The organism is Pedobacter suwonensis (assembly GCF_007833675.1).
Classification (GTDB): Bacteria; Bacteroidota; Bacteroidia; order Sphingobacteriales; family Sphingobacteriaceae; genus Pedobacter; species Pedobacter suwonensis.
This window is the reverse complement of sequence record NZ_CP031708.1, coordinates 1,346,862-1,369,492: the sequence shown is the minus strand read 5'-3', so window position 1 is coordinate 1,369,492 and position 22,631 is coordinate 1,346,862. Positions and strand designations below refer to the sequence as shown.

The following is a 22,631-nucleotide window of genomic DNA, read 5'->3' as shown; positions in this document are numbered from 1 at the left end:
TCCCGACATTAAGTCCTACCGTGTGGACACAAATATTTTTAGTTTTGTAGATGTTATTATCAAATGGGTATAGAGATTGTTTTCCAGACAAGCGTTTAAATAACCGTTGTGTCGAGGTTATAAATAATTTGTTTACCAAAGGTGTCCATTCCATACGCCAACTGTCCGATAGCCTTTCACAGGCAAAAGGTTTTTATAGATTCCTGAAGAATGAGCGGGTTGAAGAAGATAGCATCATTTCCGATATATCCTCCCGTTGTGGAGTAAGTTGCAAGGGAAAAACAGTCTTATGCATCCAGGATAGTACAGAAATCAATATGTACAAACATAGAAACCGATTGCAAAAAGATGGTAGTTTAGGTACTACCAATGCAAAATTCCAAGGTTTGGGCTATTTACTCCATCCATCCCTGGTTGTGGATGCCCAAAGCTGTGTTCCCTATGGCTTTTCCTATATCAAAATTTGGAATAGGCCCGAGGTTCGGGTCAATAAACATGTGCGTAAATACAGCACGCTTCCCATACAGGAAAAGGAGTCATATAAATGGATAGAATCGTCCAAGAAGAGCAAAGAGGCTTTGAAAGAAGCTGAATCCATCATTATTGTACAGGATAGGGAAGGCGATATTTATGAACAGTTTTCCTGCATACCCGATGAAAGAACGGATTTGCTGGTGCGGGCAAGCACCAACCGTACCCTTACGGATAAAACAAAGCTTTTCGACGTGTTTGATGGTCACCCTGCCCAGGGCAGTTATCAGATTAAGGTTGAGGGCGATAAGAGAAAGAAGAGATCTACCCGAATAGCCGATATAGAAGTAAGGTATAAAGAGGTTGAGATCAAAAGAACCGGCACAAGTTCAAAAGAAAGCCCCGATACGGTTAAGCTATTCTATATCGAGGCAAAGGAGAAAGTATCAAAAGGCTGCAACAACCCTGTTTGTTGGAGGATCTTAACGACAATACCTTTAGAAAATATTGATATGGCGTTATGTTGTATAGAGTGGTACAGCTGGCGTTGGACTATAGAAGAAGTTTTTAGGATATTAAAAAAAGAAGGATTCAATATTGAGGCCAGCGAACTCGAATATGGTCAGAGTATTAGGAAATTAAGCCTTCTAATGTTGGATGTGATACTAAAGCTTTTTATGATGCAGCTCTCATATGCTGTTCCAGAGGAAGAAGGCCTCTGTGCCGAAAGCTGCTTTTCCAAACAGGAACAGGAGTGCAGCGAAGATCTTATCAAAATATTGGAGGGAAAAACTGAAAAACAAAAAAATCTATATAAAAAGCAGAGCCTAAAAAGACATGTTTGGACAATAGCCAGACTGGGGGGCTGGAAAGGCTATGCAAGCGAAAGACCGCCTGGAATAACAACATTATGGATTGGTCTACAAAAATTCGCTGAAATAAATATTGGATGGAGAATCAAAAATATCCCTGAAACTTAGCAAAAGATGTGTCAACACGGTAGGACATTAAGTCGGGAAAGGGATCTTTGAACCAAATTATTAAACGCTAGTTTAAAAGATTTCTCCATTGCAGTCGAAACGATATTTCGAGAAGATTCTAAATCTTTATAGCCCTGTAATTTATTTTTTTGTAAACTAAATTTTTCTTAATGAAGACAATTGTTTAGGTTAAACCAATTAATCAACATCGCTCTTATTAGGAATAATCAAAACCGGGCAGGCAGATTTTCTCGCTACGTGTTCGGCCACGCTTCCCATTAAAAAGTGGTATAAACCAGTTCGGCCATAAGTGCCTATCACGATTAAATCCGATCCCCATTCGTCTGATTGTTGGATGATACCATGTGCAGCGGTATCAATAACGCTTAGGTAAGTGGTAGCTATCCCGTTTCCGTATTTAGTCTCCATTTCTTTTAGTAAAATGTGGCTGTTTTCTTCGCTGTTATCATAAGTTTCCAGGAAAACAGGGGCCAGCGTTAGGTCTGCATTCACATTGGCTGGTACAGGCTCAATAATGTTAACCAATGCTACTTCCGCCCCAAATTTTTCAGCCATATCGTAACCGGCTTTTGCCGCTTTTTCTGAGCAGGTACTATTATCAACAGCAATTAATATTTTTTTAAAATTCATGGCGGGCTTATTTAAAAATGAACACCATAAAAATAACAAATTTGTATGGAAAATGTTAGGTAATAGCGGTAATTTATTAGTTTTACATCGTTTCACGAGCAGATTATATGGAAAATCAATATGGTATTTGTAGAGTAGCAGTAGCCCCTTTAAGAGCAGATGCATCAGACCGAGCAGAAATTGTTTCACAATTGTTATTTGGTGATCATGTTGAAATTATCCAGAAAGAAGAACGTTGGTGGCTGATTCAGAATGGCTATGATGGTTATGAGGGCTGGATGGATTTCAGGCAGCTGGCCGCCATTAACCAGGACCAGTTTGCGGAAATGCAAGATTGTCATTTGTTGGCGCCTTTAAGTTTCAATAATGTGTTAACCGCCGATGATGGCAGTTTATATCATTTAAGTCCGGCAAGTAATCTCCCCTTTGTAAAAGATGGATATTGTTATGCCGGAGAACAAAGGTTTAAACTGAATTTTGAACCATACGATAACCGTACTGTGAATTTTACGGATAAAGTAACCGAAACAGCCAAATTTTTTCAGAACATCCCCTACTTATGGGGCGGAAGGCATTTATTTGGCTTAGATTGCTCAGGTTTTACGCAAACCGTTTTTAAAATGTTGGGTGTAAAGTTAAACCGGGATGCTGCTCAGCAGGCCGAACAAGGTGAACTGGTTGGTTTTCTCGCCGAGTGTAAGCCAGGTGATGTTGCGTTTTTCGATAATGAAGAAGGCCGGATTACACATGTTGGTATTATGTTGAGTCCAAGTGAGATCATCCATTCCTCTGCAAAGGTTAAAATTGATCCAATTGATGATCAGGGGATTTTTAATAAAGAACTGGGAAAATATTCTCATAAATTGAGAATTATTAAACGTTTTGTGGAATAATGTATTTAGCAATCTTCTCAAACTTATGAGTTGATTTTCGATCTAAGGATTTAAATTTAATTTTTATGTGTTTTAATTAGTTTTGGGCTACTTTTCCTAATGTGATCGTCATGCTGAACTTGTTTCAGCATCTTTTCTATGAGTTAGACCCTGAAATATATTCAGGGTGACGACAACACTTAATTAATAACATAAATACATCTTAACCTACTCCATTTCCCAAACCATTATTTGTCGGTCATCACCTGTAGAAATGAGGTGTTTACCATCATGGCTCCAAATAATTTTATTGATAGAATGGGTATGGCCTATACCCACTTTTTCCAGGCTTAATATTTTATAGAGTTTAAAATTCTCTGCATCCCAAAGTTTAATGCTTTTATCCTGGCTGCATGTTGCAAAATAGGGTAGAGAAGGGTGGAAAGCAATATCATAAATGGTAAACATATGTGCCGGTACGGTTTCCCTTAACTCGTAATTTGGTATATCCCATATCTTTAATTGTGCATCCCGGCTCCCTGAAATCAGGTATTTACCTGTTGGGTGATAGGCCAAAGACGTAACCGGAAGTTTATGTCCTTCGAGATTTTGCTTCAGGCTATAATCTTGGAGATTATAAATTTTAATCAGTTGGTCTTTACAGCCAAATGCAATTTCCGTTTCGTCAGGAGACAAGGCAATGGTTCTTACAGTGTCGTAAGCTGCCTGAAAGCGGTAAATTTCCTTAAAATCATTTAACGACCAAACCGCTACGGTTCCATCTTCGCCAGTGGTTAAAAGCTCATTTTTACTTTTTACCGTTTGTATATCGAAAATAGGTTTGATATGTGCATTAACCCTTACAATTACCTTTTGTTCTTTCAGGTCGTACACACTAAAAGCACCACTTCTTTCGCCAACAAATAATTGATCGTTATGGTAATGCAGACAATAAACAGAGCTTTGTACGGGCATTTTAACCTTAACAAAAGCCATTTCCGCTAACGACCATTCTACAATACCTTTGTCGTTACCCGCACTAAAAAATAATTCATCCTGATCCGAGTGGGCAAGGGCATAAACAGGGTTTTGGTGGCCAGGAAGTGTTTTGATGTGTTTGAGCATTTTCTTGAGGTTTAGGGCTTAAGGCTTAGGGTATAGGGTTTAAACTTCTAGTACCTTAAACCTCTTTACTTAAACCTTATTTATGCCTTTAAATAAGTATCAGTTAATTTGCAAAAATCTTTGGAAAATTTATTCCTTCACCAAATTCATCAACTTTTATTTCATTTAATCGGTTAAAAATTCTTGCTGAATCAGAAACAGAGATTGGTAGCGCAGTACTGAATACTTCTGTTGGTAATTTCTCATCAGTATAATCTTGGAAAATAAAGCTTACACCCTCGCTTCCTTTATTCTGTAATTTACTAATAGAATAATATTTAGCTGTTTTAAGTTTAGCTGTCCAAAATCCATAACTGTGCTGATAGGATATATGAGTTGTACTGATGATATAAAATTCTTCTCCAAAAGTATTCCAAATTAAATATTTGCCAAGTGTAAAAAAATATGCAATCGGTAGGAGGAATGGAAAAATGTTTGGCTTTTCTTCTTGCAGGCCAAAAGCAAACCAGAATAGTCCAGTGATAGCAGATGTATTGAAAAGAAATAAAAATATTTTAAAATAGTAGTTTGTAGGTATTTTACTCCTTACAAATATATTTAATTCATCAAAATTAATACTCGTTTTCAATTTAATCTAATAAATAATTACTATTGAAAAACTTCAAATAGAAAGTCACCAATTTGAGTTCTCAATAAATATAATATAGAAATTATTAATATGGTTAATAGATATGATTTTGCCCGTTGGAAGTTTAATTTCTTCAAATTTATCAACGTAAGAATCGCGCAGAGTAGAATAGTTAAAATTAACGCTGCCCATTCTGTAATAAACATATTAAAAGGTAGACTAGCGATTCTATCAGATTCTGCGCTTTCTCCTAAAGCCATCCAAAATATAATTGGAATAATTAATTCGTAAAGTAAAGAACATATTAAAAATGCAGAGATAAAAATAGCTGAAAAATGCCAGCCTAAAATTCTCGACTTTATTACCTCGCTAATTTTATCCTGTATTTTCAAAGCTTTTTAGTTCTGGTTCAAAATCAATCCTCAATATCTAAAACCTTACACCCTCAACCTTCCTGCCTTCTACCTTATTTATGCCTTTTCTCTAAATTTTTTGCGATGTCTTGAATCGACAGTCCTTTTTCTTTCAATAAAAATAAGAGGTGGAAAACAAGATCTGAAGCTTCTCCGATAAGTTCTTCTTCCGATTCTGCCAATGCGGCAATTACCGTTTCTACACCTTCTTCGCCAACCTTTTGAGCAATTTTATTTAAACCTTTGTTGCGCATTTTGTTGATGTAAGAACCTTCAACCGGATTTTCATAACGATCATTAATGATGTTTTCGAGCTCGAAAATGAAATTCTGGTTGAAATCTGTTTTGAAGCAGCTGCGGTTACCGGTATGACAAGTTGGGCCAACAGGATCTGCCTTAATCAGGATGGTATCATCATCGCAATCCACAAAAAGCTCCTTCACATAAAGGAAGTTATTGCTGGTTTCGCCTTTTGTCCAAAGACGGTTTTTGGAACGTGAAAAGAAAGTTACTTTACCCTCAGCCTGGGTTTTTTCCAAAGCCTCGGCATTCATATAACCCAGCATCAAAACTTCTAAAGTTTTGTGATCCTGAATAATTACAGGTAGTAAGCCTGCAGTTTTATCCCAATCAAGGGAATTAATATCAATTGTCATTTTATTTTTTTATTTCGGAAAAAGCAGACTCATTGGCATGGACTGCTGACCCCGGACTTATTTATATCCTTACCGGAATTTGGTTTCTTTTCAATTCATGTTTCAAATCAGGAATCAGGATTTCACCATAATGAAATACGGAAGCGGCCAATGCGGCATCAACATTTGCTTTCTGGAATACTTCAGTAAAATGATCCATGTTGCCGGCACCGCCCGAAGCGATGATCGGGATATTAATCATTTGGTTTACTTTACCTAATAATCCACAATCAAAGCCCGCCTTGGTGCCATCGTGGTCCATTGAGGTTAATAAAATCTCACCAGCGCCTAAATCTTCAGCCTGTTTAATCCAATTTTCGGTTTCTAGTTCGGTAATTAACCTTCCTCCATTTAAATGAACCATATTTTTGCCGCCTACGTGTTTAGTATCAACGGCCAAAACCACAAACTGTACACCGAAGGCTCTGGCCAGTTCTTCAATCAGTTTAGGATTGCGTACGGCTGCAGAATTAATACTGATTTTATCGGCACCTGCATTTAAAAGTGCATCAGCATCTGCAATTTCGGTGATCCCACCACCAATGGTAAAAGGGATGTTTAGCTGCCTAGCCACCGATTTAACCATTTCGATCATGGTTTTGCGACGCTCGTGTGTTGCGGTAATATCGAGGAAAACCAATTCGTCCGCCCCTTGTTGCGCATACTGCGCAGCCAGTTCAACCGGGTCCCCTGCATCGCGTAAATCAACAAAGTTTACGCCTTTTACCGTACGGCCGTCTTTAACGTCTAAACAGGGGATTATTCTTTTACTTAGCATTTGTTTTGGTTTCCGTCATTTTAAGATGGAAGCAATCTTAATGCACAACCAAGCTATAGTTGTAGGATTGCTTCGTACCTCGCAATGACGAGTATTATTATCTTTTTACTAATCCGATTATTGTGAGCACCATTCCAATTAAGAAAACAGGGATACAGAATAGAAATGAATATTCTCCAGTTATAGACATTAATTCAGTAAAATCGCCTCTATAAGTGAACATATGCGCGCCCCATAAAAACATCCCTATTCCTAACAAAGTGATAACTACACCGGCAATAAATGTTTTTTTTGACTCCAACTGATTTTAAATTGAACTTAGCGCCTTCAAATTCCACTCTTTAATTTCTTCAATAGTAATCCTGTCTTCGTAAATGGCTTTTCCAACTACTACACTTCTAATTGGATATTTAGCCAGTTCGTAAATATCGTCCATTGAACTTACACCACCCGAAGCAATTAATTTGATCATTGGTGAGTGTTCCAGTAATTTTTGATATAATTCAATCGCTGCGCCACCTAATTTCCCGTCTTTACTGATATCGGTACATAAGAAGCGGAAAAATCCCAGCGAAAGGCATTTATCTACGTAATCCATTAGCTTAATAGGTGAACTTTCCATCCAGCCCGAGTACTTAATCACTTCGTCTAAAACGTCAATTGCAATAACAATGCGGTTGGCATAATCGTCTTTTTTAGCAAAAGCCTCGCTCAACTGTGGCAAGAAATCAGGGTTGGTAATGGCTTGTGTACCTACAATTACCCGATGGATCCCGGCATCAAGCAAGTTAGTCACCTGTTCAATGGTTCTGATACCACCACCATACTGCACCTTCATGTCGGTTTTTTTGATGATCTCAAAAAGTGCTTTTTGATTGCTAAAATCACCTTTAGCTCCGTTTAAGTCAATAATATGGATAAAATCTGTACCATTAGAGCGGTATTTTTCTATCATTTCGGGAATGGAAACATCATATTCCGTTTTCTGGTTGTAATCTCCTTCACGCAGACGGACCACTTTTCCATCCAAGATATCAATAGCAGGTATTATGTACATTTTATAAGCTTAAGTTTGAAAAATTTTTTAATACTAGTTCGCCGGCTTTTCCCGATTTTTCGGGATGAAATTGAACGCCGTAAAAATTATCTTTTTGTACCGCTGCCGAAAACTTTAAACCATAATCAGCAGATGCGATATCAAAAGTAGGGTTATATTCAATAAAGTACGAATGCACGAAGTAAAATTGTGTATTATCTTCAACACCTTCAAATAAAGAATTGCTTTTTGGGCTCACCGCATTCCAGCCCATGTGCGGGATTTTGATATTCAACGACTTATCGAATTTTTTGGTTTTAACCGGAACGATATTTAAAAGCGCGGCATCGCCCTCTTCAGAATGTTCGGTAATAAGCTGCATGCCCACACAGATGCCCAGTACTGGTTTGGTTAGCTTTTTTATGGCTTCAACCAGGCCGGTACTCTTTAATTTTTCCATGGCCGCACCCGCATGGCCAACACCCGGGATGATGATGTGGCTGTATTTTTCGAGGTCATTTTTTGTATTTACCATGCCATAGGTTACATTTAAGCGATCTAATGCTGCGGTAAGGGAGAAAATATTGCCTGCTCCGTAGTTTATAATTCCAACCATAATTTAATAATTAACATTCTTTTTTTATAGGTTTGAAAATGAAAGTCAGTTTTTCATCGGGCCTGTAGTCCCGCTATCGCTTATAGTCCTCGCTACGCTGCGGGCTATTCCGCTCTATCGGGTTTATTTAACAGCGGATGGGCGTTACCCTCCGCCTTAAACCTTTCAGCCTTCCACCTTTCAGCCTTCCACTTCTCTTACAACATTCCTTTGGTACTCGGCAATACCATTTTCTCTGCATCACGTTTTATAGCCATTTTAATGGCTTTTGCAAATGCTTTAAAAATGGCTTCAATTTTATGGTGCTCGTTATCACCTTCCGCTTTTATATTTAGATTGCATTTTGCAGCGTCACTAAACGACTTAAAGAAATGATAAAACATCTCTGTTGGCATATCACCCACTTTTTCGCGTTTAAATTCAGCATCCCAAACGATCCAGTTTCTTCCACCAAAATCAATGGCTACCTGTGCCAGGCAATCGTCCATTGGTAAGCAAAAACCATACCTCTCAATGCCGAGTTTATTTCCAAGTCCTTTAGCAAAGGCTTCTCCCAGTGCAATACCGGTATCTTCTATCGTATGGTGTTCATCAATATGCAAATCGCCTTTAGCCATTACTTCTAAATCAACACTGCCGTGTCTGGCGATCTGATCAAGCATGTGATCGAAAAAGTTTAAACCGGTTTCGATTTTGGCTTTCCCGGTTCCGTCCAGATCAAGCTTGATGGTGATGTCGGTTTCATTGGTTTTGCGCTCATGATGGATTTTTCTGCTCCCTGCTTTAAGCAGGTTATAGATATCTTCCCATTTTTTGGTTTCCAGAATGATAACATCTAGGAGTGTTTCATGCTTATCCAGCGCTTCTGTAGAGCCTAATGCATCATTCTGGCGAAGAAAAATGGCTTTTGCACCTAAATTTTTGGCCAAAACTACATCATTCAAACGGTCGCCGATAACGAAAGAGTTTTTCAGGTCGTAATCTTCGCTAAAATATTTTGTCAATAAAGCGGTGCCCGGTTTACGGGTAGGAGCATTGTCTTTTGCGAAAGTTCTATCAATTACAACCTCGCTGAAATGTACCCCTTCGCCTTCAAAAGTCTCCAGCATAAAATTATGGATAGGCCAGAAATTTTCTTCCGGATTTGAAAGTGTACCCAATCCATCCTGGTTGGTAACCATTACGAGTTCGTAATCCAGTTCGGCTGCAATTTTCGATAGATAATATAACGAACGTGGATAAAACTTAAGCTTTGCAAAACTATCTACCTGTTCATCATCTGGCTCGATATTTAAAGTGCCATCCCTATCTATAAATAATACCTTTTTCATTTTAGAAATTTTCTAGAACAGTTAATAGTTTGTCGTTTTCTTCTTTTGTACCCACAGTGATCCTTAAACAACCTTCGCATAAAGTTACTTTAGAACGGTCGCGTACGATGATGCCTTGCTCTACTAAAGTATCATAAATTTTTAGCGCATCTGTAACTTCTGTGAGAATAAAATTTGCATCAGAAGGGTATACTTTTTTTACAATATTTATTGCACTTAATGCCTTGCTTAAACGATCTCTTTCTGCAACAGATTCTTTAATCCATTCATTCACTTGTGCAATATTTTTTATCGCCTCAAATGCTAAATCCTGAGTGGCCTGGTTGATGTTATAAGGTGGCTTAATTTTGTTCAAAACATCAATCACTTTTGTGGAAGAAAAGGCCATGCCTAAACGTAATGCGGCGAGTCCCCAGGCCTTCGAAAAAGTTTGCAAAACCACAAGGTTTGCGTACTCAGTTAACTCCTGAATAAAGGTCTTCTGACGGGCATAATTAATGTACGCTTCATCCACTACAACGATGCCGTTAAAGTTGGCTAAAATGGTTTCAATATCTTCCCGGTTTATCGAATTTCCGGTTGGATTATTTGGCGAGCAAATGAAGATTATTTTTGTGTTTTTATCGATCGTTTCTGCGATCTTTTCCAGGTCTAACTGGAAGTCTGGAAGCAGGCTTACTTTGCGTATTTCTACATCATTTATGTTGGCCGAAACTTCATACATTCCGTAAGTTGGAGGCAGCACAATTACATTGTCTTTTCCGGGATTACAGAAAGCGCGGAATAACAAATCTATTGCTTCATCACTGCCATTTCCTAAAAAAGTATTCTCAATAGGCACGCCCTTTATTTTACTGATGGCATCTTTCAGGTCCAGCTGTAAAGGATCTGGATAGCGGTTATAATTGGCGGGCAGCGGTGAGCCATAACTGTTCTCGTTGGCATCTAAAAAAACAGATGCCTGACCTTTAAATTCGTCCCTTGCAGTAGAGTAGGGGCGAAGGTTTTTTATATTTTCTCTTACTAAATCGTTAATGTCCATTATTTGAGGTAAAAGGTAAAAGGTAAAAGGTAAAAGGGCTTGGCGAGTAGCCTAAAGCTTTATACGTTATACTTTTTACAGATTTATTGAAATGACTTAATCTTATTTTCGGTTTTATTCTATACTATTTATTTTCTGACTGCAGACTTCGGTCTTCCGACCCAACACCTAATCTTATACTCACCGCGTTTCTATGCGCCTCCAAACCCTCTGCTGCTGCAAGGATCTCTACTGTTTTGCCAATATTGTTTAAGCCTTCCTGAGATAAATGCTGAAAAGTGATTTTTTTCAAAAATGCATCTGTTGATACGCCTGAATAAGCCTTTGCAAAGCCACTGGTGGGTAAGGTATGGTTGGTTCCCGAAGCATAATCGCCCACACTTTCTGGCGTAAGATTGCCTAAAAAAACAGATCCTGCATTGACAATCAGGGGGATAATACTTTCAAAGTTTTCCGTGGCCAATATTAAGTGCTCTGGTGCATATTCATTTGAAAATAACATCGCTTCATCAAGATTTTTAGTTAAAACAGCATAAGAATTAGCAATGGCCTTGGCTGCTATCTCTTTTCTGGGAAGAATATTAATCTGACTTTCAATTTCTTTTAATGTTTCAGCTATGATTTGATTAGAGGTAGATACCAAAATAGCCTGGCTATCAGTTCCATGTTCTGCCTGTGCAAGTAGGTCAGCAGCAATAAATGACGGATTGGCAGTCTCATCTGCAATGACCAGTACCTCCGATGGTCCGGCAGGCATATCAATAGCCACTTTATTTTGAACCATGGTTTTGGCTGTGGTTACGTAACGGTTGCCAGGGCCAAAGATCTTGTATACCTGTGGCACACTTTCCGTTCCAAAAGCCATAGCTGCTACAGCCTGTGCGCCTCCAATCAGAAATAATTTTTCGATCCCCAATAACACTGCGCAGTAAGCCAGGTAACAATTTGTTTTACCATCACTTTGCGGCGGAGAGCATACGACGATTTCTTTACAGCCTGCGATAAGCGCTGGTGTTGCCAGCATTAAAAAAGTGCTTGGTAATACCGCAGTTCCCCCCGGAATATACAATCCGACCTTTTCAATTGCCCTGCTTTCGCGCCAGCAAACTACGCCTGGCATGGTCTCTACTTTATCTTCTTTTTTTAACTGAGACAAGTGAAAATTTTTAATGTTTTCATACGCCGTATCAATCGCTTTTTTTGCTTCATCAGGGATAGTTGCTGCAATAGCTTTTAACTCCTCTCCATCTAGAAAAAGTTTTTCCAGTTCCACCTTATCAAAGGTTTTGGCAAAATCAAAAAGGGCTTTGTCGCCATCCGTTTTTACTGATTTTACAATGTCGGTAACACGACTTTCCACCAATTTATCATCCTCAATCTGTCTGGAACACAATTCTTCAATTTTTGATTTAGATAAATCTTTATAATTATAGATTTTCAATGATTTATATTTTTAAATTAACTAATAGTTAATATGAAATTTTAAAAATTTATCTGATTATTTTCTCAATAGGCATCACTAAAATACCTTCGGCTCCGGCAGCTTTTAAACTGTTTATTTTATCCCAGAAATCTTCTTCTGCAATTACCGAATGTACGGCTACCCAGTTAGGTTCGAAGAGTGGAACTACCGTAGGACTTTTTACGCCGGGCAACAGATCAACTACTTTTTGAAGGTTATCTTTCGATACATTCAGTACTACATATTTGTTTGATTTTGCACTAAGTACAGAGCGGATGCGTTGCAATAATTCTGCTACCTCCGGATTGTCGGCGATAGATTTATTTCCGATTAAAACAGCTTCAGATTGCATGACATCAGCGAAAGGTTTTAAGCCATTACTTTTTAATGTTCCACCTGTTGAAACGATATCGAAAATGGCATCACTTAATCCTAAACCCGGACCAATTTCTACCGATCCTGAAATGGTTCTGATATCAGATTGTATCCCTTTTTCCCGTAGAAATTTTTCGAGAATTACCGGATAAGAAGTTGCGATGGCCTTGCCGTTTAACTCTTCCAATTGTTGGATGTTGCTGGTGGCCTGAACGGCGATTTTTAAGGTGCATTTTCCAAAACCTAATTTTTGAAGATAGTCTACCTCGGCTTTGGTTTCTACAATCACATTTTCCCCCACTATACCTAAATCGGCAATGCCGTCCTGTACGTATTCCGGAATATCATCGTCACGCAGGAAAAGAATTTCTAAAGGAAAATTGGTAACAGTTGAGATGAGTGAACTTTTGTAGTTTTCGAAAGATAAACCACAATTTTTAAGTATTTCTACAGATTTTTCGTTTAACCTACCCGATTTTTGGATAGCAATTTTAAGTGTTTTCAAAGTATTGAATATAGAGTGAACAAGAAATTATTTTACGGAAAAAAGTTTTGAAGTACAAAACAAACATATCATATCGCCTATCGGCGATGGTGTAAATGTAAGTGATGGTTCAAAGTTAAGTTCATAAATTATTTCTGCCAGTATCAATACGTTAGCTGATAAGCGCTGGCAAATATAGTGTTTGATTTGTGAAAACAAAAAATAATGGCACTTAATTTGCCATTATGCTGTTTTTATTATCATTAATCGTTAATTTATATTAAAATTTTACGCTTTTGAAAAAGTTTCACCTTCTTATTCTGCCATTTATTTTATTTATATCTGCTTGTGGGTGGTTTAAAAGCCCGCCCGAGATTGGGCAAGTGCTATCTGAACATTTCAAGAATAAAATCTATAAAGATTTTGATACTGTAGCTTACGATAGTGTATTTGTGAAAACAATGGACAGTCTTTCAGGTAAATTCGTAAATCCCAAAGCCATAAAAGCGTTTTATAAGAATAATAATACTCAGCCTAAACTGGTTACACAATTCTACACTAATGGCCAGTTAGACTCACTGGTGAGTTATTTAGATCAAAGCACGGTACATGGCTTTAATCCAAAAATCTTTAAGGGTGATGAAATTAAAGGTTTATTGATTGTGTTAACGGCCAATAAGTTTAAGAAGGTAGAGGAAAGTTATCCTATAATTGCTAAACTGGAACTTCTGTCTGCAAATGCTTATCTAAATTATAACAATTATCTAAAATATGGAGTCGTAAATCCGCGGACCATTTTTTCGCGTTATTACATTAAAGTGAAGCGTCCGGATAGCTTGGGTATGATTAATCTTTTAAAGGGCAAAAGCCTTATAGATACCCTAAGATCCGTTCAGCCAAAGTCGGCTCAATATAAGGCTTTACAAGCTGCTTATTTAAATACAGATTCGGAAAGTGAAAAGCGGATTTTATTGTTGAATATGGAACGTTTCCGCTGGAAAATGCCGGAGACAGGAGACAACTATGTACAGGTAAATATTCCTGATTTTAGGTTGACCTGGTTTGATAAAAAAGATACCTTAATTACGATGAAAGTATGTGTGGGCGGCAAGCGTGAAAATGGTTACGAAGAGAAGCTTAAAGCCTTTGCGAAATCACGTAATTTAGATGACAAACCGAAGAATCATGAGACACCATTATTGTTCAGTAAAATCAACTCTATCCAGGCCAATCCGGTGTGGAATATTCCGGTAAGTATTGCTCAGAGTGAGATCTATTGGATGGCCAGAAAAGACCCTTATTATTTATCGAACAGTAACATCAAAGTTTACTATAAAGATAGGCTTATTGGTGAGCCTGATACCATCAACTGGAGCAGGTATTCACGAGATAAATTACCTTTTAAATTTAAGCAGGGATCCGGTGGTGGAAATGCCCTGGGAAAGTTTAAATTTATCTTCGATAATAGCTCAAGTATTTACCTGCACGATACCAATAACAAGAACGGATTTAACTTAACCAATAGGGCCATCAGTCATGGTTGTGTACGCATCGAAAAGCCACTTGAATTTGCTGAACTTTTGGTGAAAGATCCATACACTTATGATAAACTTAGGGCAGAGGTTGATCTGCCACCAGTAGATAGTACGCATATAAAATGGTATAAAAAACGTATGGCCCAAAAGGCAGATACCACCAAAGCTTTTCAATTAAAACCCGCCTGGTTCGGACCAAAGAAACCAGTTCCTTTATTGATTACTTATATTACGGCCTGGTCTCAGAATAATCAGATTGAATACCGTCCCGATGTTTATGGTATGGACGATAAACTTTGGGCGGCAATGAAGAAGTTTAGGTAAGAAATTAAGTATAGCATTCGGTCTTTTACCTGAAAAGCACTAATTTTGTGTTGTTTTTACACAAATTAAGGGATGATCGATCAAAACATTAAAATTGCCGTTGATGCCATTGTATTCGGCTATGAAAAGGGAACACTCTATGTGTTGGCCGTTCAACAGCGCTTTGGTAAACTCGCCGACCGGTGGGTATTGCCCGGTGGATTTATTTTGAATGACGAACCTTTAATAAATGCAGTGGAACGTGAGCTTAGGGAAGAAGCAGGGATAACAGTGAATTATCTGGAGCAATTAGCAACATTCGGCGACAACGTTAAGCGCGACGAACGTTTCAGGGTGATTTCTGTAGCCTATTTTGCCTTGGTAAATCCTAAGAATTTTGTACTCAAGGCTGATACCGATGCCAAAGATGCCAAATGGTTTGATGTAGCGCAGTTGCCAGTATTGGGATATGATCATAATGAAATGGTTAAACTTGCTCACCAACGTTTAAAAAGTAAATTGACTTATCAGCCTATCGGATTCGACCTCCTGGACCAGGAGTTTCTGTTCTCCGACCTCGAAAATTTATATTGCTCTATTTTGGAGCGGGATATAGACAGGAGAAATTTCAGAAAAAAAATATTAAGCTTTGGGATTGTTACGGAAACCGATAAAGTGGTCAAAATAGGGTCTAGTGGACGTCCAGGAAAACTTTTCACTTTTGATAAAGCAAAATATAATCAGCTTTTAAAAGAAAATTTTCAGTTTGATATTAGGTTTGCGTAAAATAAACACAAATTATTTTTTGTATTCTAATAATGATTTTTATATTTGTGTAAATAATACGCAAATATATGTTAAATCTTCATCCAAGTTTTACTCCGCTAGGCGAAAATAACTTAATCGAGCACAAATCTTTCTTATTTGCAGGTGGCGAGCCACATGTAAAAATTTCAAATAATTTTGATGTAACCAAACCTGTTACCATCACACATCGAATAAATTCCTTTAATGATTTAGGTCTGATCTGCATTACCGTTGATGCCTTGAAAAGAATGGGCGTAAAGGAAATTAATCTTTTCATTCCATATTTTCCGGCGGCGAGGCAAGATCGGGTAATGGTTCCCGGAGAGCCTTTATCGGTAAAAGTTTATGCTGATATGATTAATGCAATGGCGTTGGCAAGTGTTACCATTTTCGATCCGCATAGCGAAGTGACTCCGGCATTGCTGAATAACTGTGTGACCATTTCTAATCATGAATTTATAAAACAGGTGATTGGGAAAATTGGGAATGAGGTAAAGCTGATTTCCCCTGATGGAGGGGCTTTGAAGAAAATTTATAAAGTTTCTGAATTTTTAGGCGGGACAGAAGTAGTAGAATGCTCCAAAAGCCGCGACGTAAAAACTGGAAAACTTTCTGGTTTTAAAGTATATAGCGAAGATCTGGCCGGGGCAGATTGTTTAATTGTAGACGATATCTGCGATGGTGGCGGAACCTTTATCGGTTTGGCAGAGGCACTAAAGGCTAAAAACGCAGGAAAATTATATCTGGCGATCAGTCATGGCATATTCAGTAAAGGCTTTGAGGTGTTTGATCCATACTTTGAGCAGATTTTTACAACAGATTCGATCAAAGATGTTGATCATGCCGGCGTAACGCAGATAAAATTAATGGATATTTTATAGAATAATATGAGAACGGTACTACCTCCAGAGATTATTTCGCCGTATGATGTGTCGGTATTTCTTGCCGGAACCATTGATATGGGACATTCGGTTGATTGGCAACAAGAATTTATTCATCAGGCAAATAGGGAAAAAACTTTGGATGATGTAGTCGTTTTCAATCCACGAAGAAAATTCTGGGATCACAGCTGGACACAGTCGATCGAAAATATATGGTTCAGCGGGCAGGTAAACTGGGAACTGGATGCGATGGAAAGTGCTGATGTGATTTTGTTATTCCTTAAAGCAAATTCCAAATCACCCATTTCGATGATGGAGTTAGGTCTGTTTGCCGACTCGGGAAAGCTGATGGTTTGCTGTGAGGAAGGGTTTTGGAGAAAGGGTAATATCGATATCGTTTGTAAGCGGAAAGGAATCGATCAGTACGATACCTTCGATAAACTTAGTGCTGCTGTAGTGGCAAGGCTTAAAAATTTGGTAGAAAGTAAATAAAAGCGAAAAAGATGAAAGACATGATTATTCATAGCGCAATTTTCGGACTGGTAGTTGGAGATGCTTTAGGAGTGCCGGTAGAATTTAAAACCAGGGCATATTTAAAACGGAACCCGGTTATGGATATGATGGGCTACGGTACGCATCGTCAGCCCGCAGGCACCTGGAGCGACGATAGCTCGCTTGCGCTTTGCCTTGCTGAAAGTCTGTGTGGTGGTTATAATCTGGATGATATCTCACAAAAATTTCTTCAATGGTTTAATGCTGAAATCTGGACGTCTCATGGAAAAGTTTTTGATATCGGAATTGCTACAACAGCGGCAATTAATATGATAAAACATGGGGCCGATCCTGTTTTATGTGGCGGAGCAGCTGAAACAGATAATGGAAATGGATCATTAATGCGGATTTTACCCTTATTGTTTTATCTGCAGGATGAAAAAGACCTGAAGATTGTTTTTAAATACGTAAAAGAAGTTTCATCTATCACTCATGCACATTTTCGTTCCGTTTTTGCCTGCTTTATCTACATCATTTATGGTTTGGAGCTATTAAAAGGAATTGAAAAACGCGAAGCTTACACCAATATGCAGCTCAAGCTTAAAGATTTTATTTCAGATCATGATTTTGAACAACAGGAAATTGATTTGTTTAAAAGGGTTTTGGCAGACGATATTTCAACTGTTGGTGAAAATGATATTTATTCTTCAGGATATGTTTTGCATAGCCTGGAAGCGGGTTTGTGGTCTATCCTAACAACCGGATCTTATGAAGATGCTGTTCTAAAAGCGGTTAACCTGGGCGAGGATACCGATACAACAGGCGCAATTACCGGTGGTTTAGCTGGTTTAATCTATGGTTTTGAATGTATTCCAAAAAATTGGATCGACTCCATTGCAAAGAAAGCCGAAATTGAAAAACTTTGCGAAAAAATGAATACTGTACTGAGGAACGTAAGTGAGGAATTTTAAGTAAAAGTTGATGATCATAGAATTAGTTAAAGCGGATATAACCACAATTAAAGCCGATGCCATTGTTAATGCAGCGAACAGTTCGTTATTAGGTGGTGGTGGAGTTGATGGCGCTATCCACAGAAAAGGCGGCAAAGCGATTTTAGATGCATGTATGGCCATCAGAAATAAACAAGGGAAGTGCGACACTGGCAATGCGGTAATTACAACTGCAGGTAATTTACCTGCAAAATATGTGATCCATACCGTTGGGCCGGTTTGGAATGGTGAAAGTGAAAGAAATAATGAACTGCTTGCAGCATGTTACCGAAACAGTTTGATGCTTGCAGTAGAAAATGACATAAAGGTGATCGCTTTTCCTAACATCAGCACCGGGATTTATCATTTCCCGAAAGATAAAGCAGCAGAAATTGCCATTAGAACGGTAAATAATTTTGCTCAAAATGAAAAAATAGAAAAGGTAATCTTCGTTTGTTTTGACGATGAGAATTACTTAATCTATGAAGAGAAACTCAATCGCATTAATCAGTGAGACGAGTCATTAATAGTATAACAGAATGAAAATCAAACTAAAAAAATATAAAGATCAAATATTAGAATGGCCACAGTCAGGATGCCATATTATGGCTCAGTATGACGATGAAAAAATCATAGTTTACCAGGCTTACCGAAAAGAAATAGCTGAATTTGCAATCAAAAACCAATATTTTGGAGGAAAGTTCAGTTTTAGCAGAATGACCTGGATAAAACCCAATTTTTTATGGATGATGTATAGAAGTGGTTGGGGAACAAAAGAAGGTCAGGAAGTGACATTGGCTATACACCTTAAAATTTCAGCATTTTGCAATTATCTCCAAAATGGAGTTTACACCTCATATGATCAATCCAAAAATATTTCTCATGAAGAATGGAGAGATGAAATCGAAAATTCCAATATTAGGTTACAGTGGGATCCAGATCACGATCCTTGTGGCTCAAAACAAGAAAGAAGGGCCATCCAGATCGGATTAAGGGATAATTTTATCAGGTCTTTTGCGACAGATGATATTTTATTGATTGAAGATATTAGTGAGTTTGTGAAAGAACAATATCGGTTTGTTCAAAATGGAACACTGGACAACTTAATTACTCCCTCTGAGAAACCTCTCATTTTTAACGATGAAATGTTAAACCGGAAGTTGAAAATTACAAAGGGATAAACACATGGATAATAAGATAACAAAAGGCATCAGTAAGTCGTTAAGTTACATTTTGAGGCATTCACCGGAAACCATAAAGCTCAAGCTGGATGAAAATGGCTGGGCTGAGGTGGATGAACTGATTGCCAGATTTGACCTTTATGATTTAAAATTAGATTTTGAACTGCTTGAATATGTTGTAGAGCATAACGATAAAAAAAGGTTTGCATTTAACGCAGATAAAACCAAAATAAGGGCAAATCAAGGGCATTCCATTTCAATAGCGCTGGGCCTTGATGAGGGGGAACCGCCAGCATACCTATATCATGGCACAGTTGAAAAATTCCTGCCTGATATTAAAGCGCAGGGATTGCAGAAAATGAGCAGACAGCACGTGCATTTAAGTGCCGATAAAGAAACCGCCATTAAAGTAGGAGGCAGGAGAGGAAAGCCGATTATCCTCATTATTAACAGTAAAGCAATGAACAAAGCAGGATATAAATTTTATTTATCAGCCAACAACGTATGGCTTACAGCTGTTGTACCTGCTGAATATATCACATTTTAACATGGGCAGGACATTGGTAATAGGGGATATTCATGGCGGATTAAAAGGCCTGATCCAGTTATTCGAACGTGCAGACGTTTCAAACGAAGATAAGCTCATCTTTCTGGGAGACTATGTGGATGGCTGGAGTGAATCCGCACAGGTAATTGATCATTTGATCCGCCTGGACGAAAGTCATCAATGCATCTTTATCAAAGGCAACCATGATGCCTGGTGTATAGACTGGCTCGAAAAAGGCATTGTAGATGAGGTTTGGTTTGTGCATGGAGGTAAATTAACCATGGAGAGCTATCGCAATTTATCTGATGGTGCGAAGAAAGAACACTTAAATTTCTTTAAGCGAATGAAAGATTATCATGTAGATGGGCAGAACAACCTTTTTATCCATGCAGGTTTTTCTTCCATGCACGGACCAGAAAAAGAGCGCTATTCATCAAATTATTCGTGGGACAGAACGCTTTGGGAAATGGCCCTGGCCATGGATAACCGGATTAAAAAAGATGCAGCAATTTATCCGAAACGTTTATTGTTGTACCACGAAATCTACATTGGCCATACGCCAACGCTTTATTATAACACAAATTTGCCCATGCAGGGTTGTAATGTTTGGAATATTGATACCGGTGCAGCATTTACCGGAAAATTAAGCTGTTTAGATATCGAAACTAAACAATTTTGGCAAAGTGATACACTACAAAGCCTGTATCCAAACGAAAAAGGAAGAAATAAATAAGATCAAAATACATCAAACCATGAATCCATTATTATTAACAGATGGTTATAAAGTTGACCACCGAAGACAGTACCCTGAAAATACCACATTGGTTTATTCTAACTGGACACCTAGAAAAAGCAGGCTCGAAAACGTAAATCATGTTGTACTTTTTGGCTTGCAATATTTTATTAAAAAATACATTATCGAAGATTTTGACCGAAATTTCTTCAAACGGCCAAAAGACGAAATTTTAGGTAAGTATGCGCGTAGAATCAATAATTACCTTGGCGAAAACCTGGTAGGCACGCAGCACATTGCCGATTTGCACGATCTGGGTTATATTCCTATGGTTTTTAAATCACTTCCGGAAGGGGCTGAAGTACCTTTGCGCGTACCGATGTTTACGATGTACAATACCAAACCTGAATTCTTCTGGCTGACCAATTATTTTGAAACTTTACTATCAGCTGTGGTGTGGTTACCATGTAATTCGGCCACCATTGCCAAACAATACCGTAGCATTTTAGATCAATATGCAACAGAAACTTCATCCGTTCCTGAATTTGTAGATTGGCAAGGTCACGATTTTTCTATGCGCGGTATGGGTGGAATAGAAGCGGCAGTAACCTCAGCAGCTGGTCACTTGTTAAGTTTTACAGGTACAGATACCATTCCGGCGATCGATTTTTTGGAAGAATATTATAAAGCAGATTCAGATCAGGAATTGATCGGCGGCTCTGTAGCGGCTACAGAACATTCGGTGATGTGTATGGGTACGAATACCGGAGAACTCGAAACTTTTAAAAGATTGATTTTAGAAGTTTATCCAAAAGGAATAGTTTCCATCGTTTCTGATACCTGGGATTTGTGGAAAGTGTTAACAGAATACCTGCCTGTATTGAAAGATGATATTGTTGCCCGACCTGGTAAGGTGGTTATCAGGCCTGATTCTGGTGATCCTGTTGATATTATCTGTGGAAATCCGGACGGCAAAAATGAAAACGAAAAAAAAGGTGTAATCGAACTGCTTTGGAATGTTTTTGGCGGAAAAACTAATGATAAGGGCTTTAAAGAACTCGTGCCTCAAATTGGTGCGATTTATGGCGATAGCATTACCACTGAGCGGGCTACACAGATCTGTGAGCGTTTAAAAGCCAAAGGTTTTGCATCTACCAATGTAGTGTTTGGCATCGGATCTTTTACTTACCAATATAATACACGCGATACTTTTGGTTTCGCTATGAAAGCCACCTACGGCGAAGTAGATGGTGTTGGTCGTGAAATATTTAAAGATCCCATTACCGATGATGGTACCAAAAAATCAGCAAAAGGTTTATTACAGATTTTTAAAAATGCCCAGGGAGAGTATGAACTAAAAGATCAGTGTACCTGGAAAGAAGAAGCGCAGGGTGAATTAAAAGAAGTTTTCAGAGATGGCAAACTGTTAATTGATTATTCTCTTGCCGAAATTAGAGAAAGGCTAAAGAATAGTTAACTTCGCCAAGTTTTTGAGGCTGTATCAATACTATAAAACTTTCACGCTGAGTCTGTCGAAGGACAATAATAAAGGGTTTCGACAGGCTCAGCATGAAATATTAGTTGTTAGCTGCACCTCATTCAATGAAAGACATCAAAGAAATGCAGGAAACACCTATTTTTAACCATCAGGCTGATATCGTAAATAGTGCCATCAGGTTTATGAACGCATGGTTTAAACAATCAAAGGCGATTACAATGGAACTGAACGGTTTTTTTATCCTGCCTGGAAATAAAATTATTGGCAAAGATGTGATCATTGGGCGTTTGAAAGGTATTTTCGGACAATCAGACGAATATGTTGGGGGGCGTTATGATATTATTGATGTTAATTTCGAATTATTTGATGAGGTTAAAGGCATGGGCTTTGTGGAGGGCATTGCGGGTTACCGGGATGTGATTCAAAAACAATCTAAAATTATAAGCGGACCTTTTAAATTGTATTTTGCATTAAGCAATGGCCAATGGAAAATTGTAAATATCGAATTTCCCGGGTTTAGTTATTAGGTTGAAAAGTTGAGAATATTTTTATTCCACCAAACTTCATCTTAAGGGATAGTTTATCCCATAAACTCTCGTAAGTGCCGTCATTTCGAGCGGAGTGCAACGCAGTCGAGAACCACGAAGTGCTCAGCGAAGCTAAATCTATCTCGCTAGATCTCTCCATTCCGCGGTGCTCCAGTCTA

The 22,631-nt window shown here is 38.2% G+C and carries 24 protein-coding genes; 13 read left to right on the top strand and 11 right to left on the bottom strand.

Features of this window, described 5'->3' with window-relative positions:
- Positions 1 to 50: 50 nt before the first annotated feature.
- A complete protein-coding gene (locus tag DV942_RS05455) occupies positions 51 to 1,451 on the top strand; it encodes an IS4 family transposase (protein WP_145855910.1) in 1,401 nt (466 codons plus the stop codon).
- A gap of 198 nt (positions 1,452 to 1,649) precedes the next feature.
- Here the strand turns inward: DV942_RS05455 and DV942_RS05450 are convergent, their stop codons facing one another.
- Positions 1,650 to 2,102: a universal stress protein gene (locus DV942_RS05450; RefSeq protein WP_090981931.1), complete on the bottom strand. Its 453-nt coding sequence runs from the start codon at positions 2,100 to 2,102 to the stop codon at positions 1,650 to 1,652.
- 107 nt (positions 2,103 to 2,209) lie between these two features.
- On the opposite strand from DV942_RS05450, the gene DV942_RS05445 reads away from it, so the two are divergent.
- On the top strand, positions 2,210 to 2,995 hold the full coding sequence (locus DV942_RS05445) for a C40 family peptidase (RefSeq protein WP_145855908.1): 786 nt from the start codon (positions 2,210 to 2,212) through the stop codon (positions 2,993 to 2,995).
- Positions 2,996 to 3,202: 207 nt separating this feature from the next.
- On the opposite strand, the gene DV942_RS05440 is transcribed toward DV942_RS05445, so the two are convergent.
- The 10 genes from DV942_RS05440 to hisG all read right to left on the bottom strand — a co-directional run bounded on the left by DV942_RS05440 (position 3,203) and on the right by hisG (position 12,980).
- Entirely contained in the window at positions 3,203 to 4,099 is an 897-nt protein-coding gene (locus tag DV942_RS05440; RefSeq protein ID WP_145855906.1) for a WD40 repeat domain-containing protein, read from the bottom strand.
- Positions 4,100 to 4,202: 103 nt separating this feature from the next.
- Positions 4,203 to 4,727 (bottom strand): hypothetical protein, encoded by a 525-nt coding sequence (locus tag DV942_RS05435; RefSeq protein WP_145855904.1) that lies wholly within the window; start codon positions 4,725 to 4,727, stop codon positions 4,203 to 4,205.
- A 466-nt stretch (positions 4,728 to 5,193) separates the two neighbouring features.
- Positions 5,194 to 5,796, bottom strand: a complete 603-nt coding sequence (gene hisIE, locus DV942_RS05430; protein WP_145855902.1) for a bifunctional phosphoribosyl-AMP cyclohydrolase/phosphoribosyl-ATP diphosphatase HisIE — start codon at positions 5,794 to 5,796, stop codon at positions 5,194 to 5,196.
- 61 nt (positions 5,797 to 5,857) lie between these two features.
- Entirely contained in the window at positions 5,858 to 6,613 is a 756-nt protein-coding gene (hisF, locus tag DV942_RS05425) for an imidazole glycerol phosphate synthase subunit HisF (RefSeq protein WP_145855900.1), read from the bottom strand.
- 307 nt (positions 6,614 to 6,920) lie between these two features.
- The gene (hisA, locus tag DV942_RS05420) at positions 6,921 to 7,670 is read right to left on the bottom strand and encodes a 1-(5-phosphoribosyl)-5-[(5-phosphoribosylamino)methylideneamino]imidazole-4-carboxamide isomerase (protein ID WP_134203919.1); all 750 of its coding nucleotides are present in this window, start codon (positions 7,668 to 7,670) and stop codon (positions 6,921 to 6,923) included.
- 1 nt (position 7,671) lies between these two features.
- Positions 7,672 to 8,265 (bottom strand): imidazole glycerol phosphate synthase subunit HisH, encoded by a 594-nt coding sequence (hisH, locus tag DV942_RS05415; protein ID WP_145855898.1) that lies wholly within the window; start codon positions 8,263 to 8,265, stop codon positions 7,672 to 7,674.
- A 197-nt stretch (positions 8,266 to 8,462) separates the two neighbouring features.
- A complete protein-coding gene (gene hisB, locus DV942_RS05410) occupies positions 8,463 to 9,596 on the bottom strand; it encodes a bifunctional histidinol-phosphatase/imidazoleglycerol-phosphate dehydratase HisB (protein ID WP_145855896.1) in 1,134 nt (377 codons plus the stop codon).
- A gap of 1 nt (position 9,597) precedes the next feature.
- Complete coding sequence (hisC, locus tag DV942_RS05405) at positions 9,598 to 10,638, bottom strand: histidinol-phosphate transaminase (RefSeq protein WP_145855894.1); 1,041 nt, start codon at positions 10,636 to 10,638, stop codon at positions 9,598 to 9,600.
- A gap of 124 nt (positions 10,639 to 10,762) precedes the next feature.
- Positions 10,763 to 12,079 carry a histidinol dehydrogenase gene (hisD, locus tag DV942_RS05400; protein ID WP_145855892.1) on the bottom strand — a complete coding sequence of 439 codons (1,317 nt, stop codon included), beginning with the start codon at positions 12,077 to 12,079 and terminating at the stop codon, positions 10,763 to 10,765.
- Between the two features lie 49 nt (positions 12,080 to 12,128).
- On the bottom strand, positions 12,129 to 12,980 hold the full coding sequence (gene hisG, locus DV942_RS05395) for an ATP phosphoribosyltransferase (RefSeq protein ID WP_145855890.1): 852 nt from the start codon (positions 12,978 to 12,980) through the stop codon (positions 12,129 to 12,131).
- A gap of 275 nt (positions 12,981 to 13,255) precedes the next feature.
- Between hisG and DV942_RS05390 the strand changes: the two genes are divergently transcribed.
- From DV942_RS05390 to DV942_RS05340, 11 genes are all read left to right on the top strand, one after another.
- A complete protein-coding gene (locus tag DV942_RS05390) occupies positions 13,256 to 14,818 on the top strand; it encodes a L,D-transpeptidase family protein (RefSeq protein ID WP_145855887.1) in 1,563 nt (520 codons plus the stop codon).
- Positions 14,819 to 14,890: 72 nt separating this feature from the next.
- On the top strand, positions 14,891 to 15,583 hold the full coding sequence (locus DV942_RS05385; protein WP_186462430.1) for an NUDIX hydrolase: 693 nt from the start codon (positions 14,891 to 14,893) through the stop codon (positions 15,581 to 15,583).
- Between the two features lie 68 nt (positions 15,584 to 15,651).
- Positions 15,652 to 16,485, top strand: a complete 834-nt coding sequence (gene prs, locus DV942_RS05380) for a ribose-phosphate diphosphokinase (protein ID WP_145855885.1) — start codon at positions 15,652 to 15,654, stop codon at positions 16,483 to 16,485.
- A gap of 6 nt (positions 16,486 to 16,491) precedes the next feature.
- A complete protein-coding gene (locus tag DV942_RS05375; protein ID WP_145855882.1) occupies positions 16,492 to 16,977 on the top strand; it encodes a nucleoside 2-deoxyribosyltransferase domain-containing protein in 486 nt (161 codons plus the stop codon).
- A gap of 11 nt (positions 16,978 to 16,988) precedes the next feature.
- A complete protein-coding gene (locus DV942_RS05370) occupies positions 16,989 to 17,948 on the top strand; it encodes an ADP-ribosylglycohydrolase family protein (RefSeq protein ID WP_145855880.1) in 960 nt (319 codons plus the stop codon).
- Positions 17,949 to 17,958: 10 nt separating this feature from the next.
- Positions 17,959 to 18,480: an O-acetyl-ADP-ribose deacetylase gene (locus tag DV942_RS05365; protein WP_145855878.1), complete on the top strand. Its 522-nt coding sequence runs from the start codon at positions 17,959 to 17,961 to the stop codon at positions 18,478 to 18,480.
- Between the two features lie 25 nt (positions 18,481 to 18,505).
- Positions 18,506 to 19,147 (top strand): DUF4291 domain-containing protein, encoded by a 642-nt coding sequence (locus DV942_RS05360; protein WP_145855876.1) that lies wholly within the window; start codon positions 18,506 to 18,508, stop codon positions 19,145 to 19,147.
- A 4-nt stretch (positions 19,148 to 19,151) separates the two neighbouring features.
- Positions 19,152 to 19,694: an RNA 2'-phosphotransferase gene (locus tag DV942_RS05355; protein WP_145855874.1), complete on the top strand. Its 543-nt coding sequence runs from the start codon at positions 19,152 to 19,154 to the stop codon at positions 19,692 to 19,694.
- A gap of 1 nt (position 19,695) precedes the next feature.
- Positions 19,696 to 20,427: a metallophosphoesterase family protein gene (locus tag DV942_RS05350; RefSeq protein ID WP_145855871.1), complete on the top strand. Its 732-nt coding sequence runs from the start codon at positions 19,696 to 19,698 to the stop codon at positions 20,425 to 20,427.
- A 19-nt stretch (positions 20,428 to 20,446) separates the two neighbouring features.
- Entirely contained in the window at positions 20,447 to 21,904 is a 1,458-nt protein-coding gene (locus DV942_RS05345) for a nicotinate phosphoribosyltransferase (RefSeq protein ID WP_145855869.1), read from the top strand.
- Between the two features lie 125 nt (positions 21,905 to 22,029).
- On the top strand, positions 22,030 to 22,452 hold the full coding sequence (locus DV942_RS05340; RefSeq protein WP_145855867.1) for a hypothetical protein: 423 nt from the start codon (positions 22,030 to 22,032) through the stop codon (positions 22,450 to 22,452).
- The last annotated feature ends 179 nt before the right edge of the window (positions 22,453 to 22,631 follow it).

Coding starts and splice junctions, on each gene's coding strand:
- DV942_RS05340 (WP_145855867.1), top strand. CDS start 22,030: ATGAAAGACATCAAAGAAATGCAGGAAACACCTATTTTTAACCATCAG.
- hisC (WP_145855894.1), bottom strand. CDS start 10,638: ATGGACATTAACGATTTAGTAAGAGAAAATATAAAAAACCTTCGCCCC.
- DV942_RS05355 (WP_145855874.1), top strand. CDS start 19,152: ATGGATAATAAGATAACAAAAGGCATCAGTAAGTCGTTAAGTTACATT.
- hisF (WP_145855900.1), bottom strand. CDS start 6,613: ATGCTAAGTAAAAGAATAATCCCCTGTTTAGACGTTAAAGACGGCCGT.
- hisA (WP_134203919.1), bottom strand. CDS start 7,670: ATGTACATAATACCTGCTATTGATATCTTGGATGGAAAAGTGGTCCGT.
- DV942_RS05345 (WP_145855869.1), top strand. CDS start 20,447: ATGAATCCATTATTATTAACAGATGGTTATAAAGTTGACCACCGAAGA.
- DV942_RS05370 (WP_145855880.1), top strand. CDS start 16,989: ATGAAAGACATGATTATTCATAGCGCAATTTTCGGACTGGTAGTTGGA.
- DV942_RS05375 (WP_145855882.1), top strand. CDS start 16,492: ATGAGAACGGTACTACCTCCAGAGATTATTTCGCCGTATGATGTGTCG.
- DV942_RS05445 (WP_145855908.1), top strand. CDS start 2,210: ATGGAAAATCAATATGGTATTTGTAGAGTAGCAGTAGCCCCTTTAAGA.
- DV942_RS05385 (WP_186462430.1), top strand. CDS start 14,891: ATGATCGATCAAAACATTAAAATTGCCGTTGATGCCATTGTATTCGGC.
- hisH (WP_145855898.1), bottom strand. CDS start 8,265: ATGGTTGGAATTATAAACTACGGAGCAGGCAATATTTTCTCCCTTACC.
- DV942_RS05440 (WP_145855906.1), bottom strand. CDS start 4,099: ATGCTCAAACACATCAAAACACTTCCTGGCCACCAAAACCCTGTTTAT.
- DV942_RS05360 (WP_145855876.1), top strand. CDS start 18,506: ATGAAAATCAAACTAAAAAAATATAAAGATCAAATATTAGAATGGCCA.
- DV942_RS05450 (WP_090981931.1), bottom strand. CDS start 2,102: ATGAATTTTAAAAAAATATTAATTGCTGTTGATAATAGTACCTGCTCA.
- hisB (WP_145855896.1), bottom strand. CDS start 9,596: ATGAAAAAGGTATTATTTATAGATAGGGATGGCACTTTAAATATCGAG.
- DV942_RS05455 (WP_145855910.1), top strand. CDS start 51: ATGTTATTATCAAATGGGTATAGAGATTGTTTTCCAGACAAGCGTTTA.
- DV942_RS05365 (WP_145855878.1), top strand. CDS start 17,959: ATGATCATAGAATTAGTTAAAGCGGATATAACCACAATTAAAGCCGAT.
- prs (WP_145855885.1), top strand. CDS start 15,652: ATGTTAAATCTTCATCCAAGTTTTACTCCGCTAGGCGAAAATAACTTA.
- hisIE (WP_145855902.1), bottom strand. CDS start 5,796: ATGACAATTGATATTAATTCCCTTGATTGGGATAAAACTGCAGGCTTA.
- DV942_RS05350 (WP_145855871.1), top strand. CDS start 19,696: ATGGGCAGGACATTGGTAATAGGGGATATTCATGGCGGATTAAAAGGC.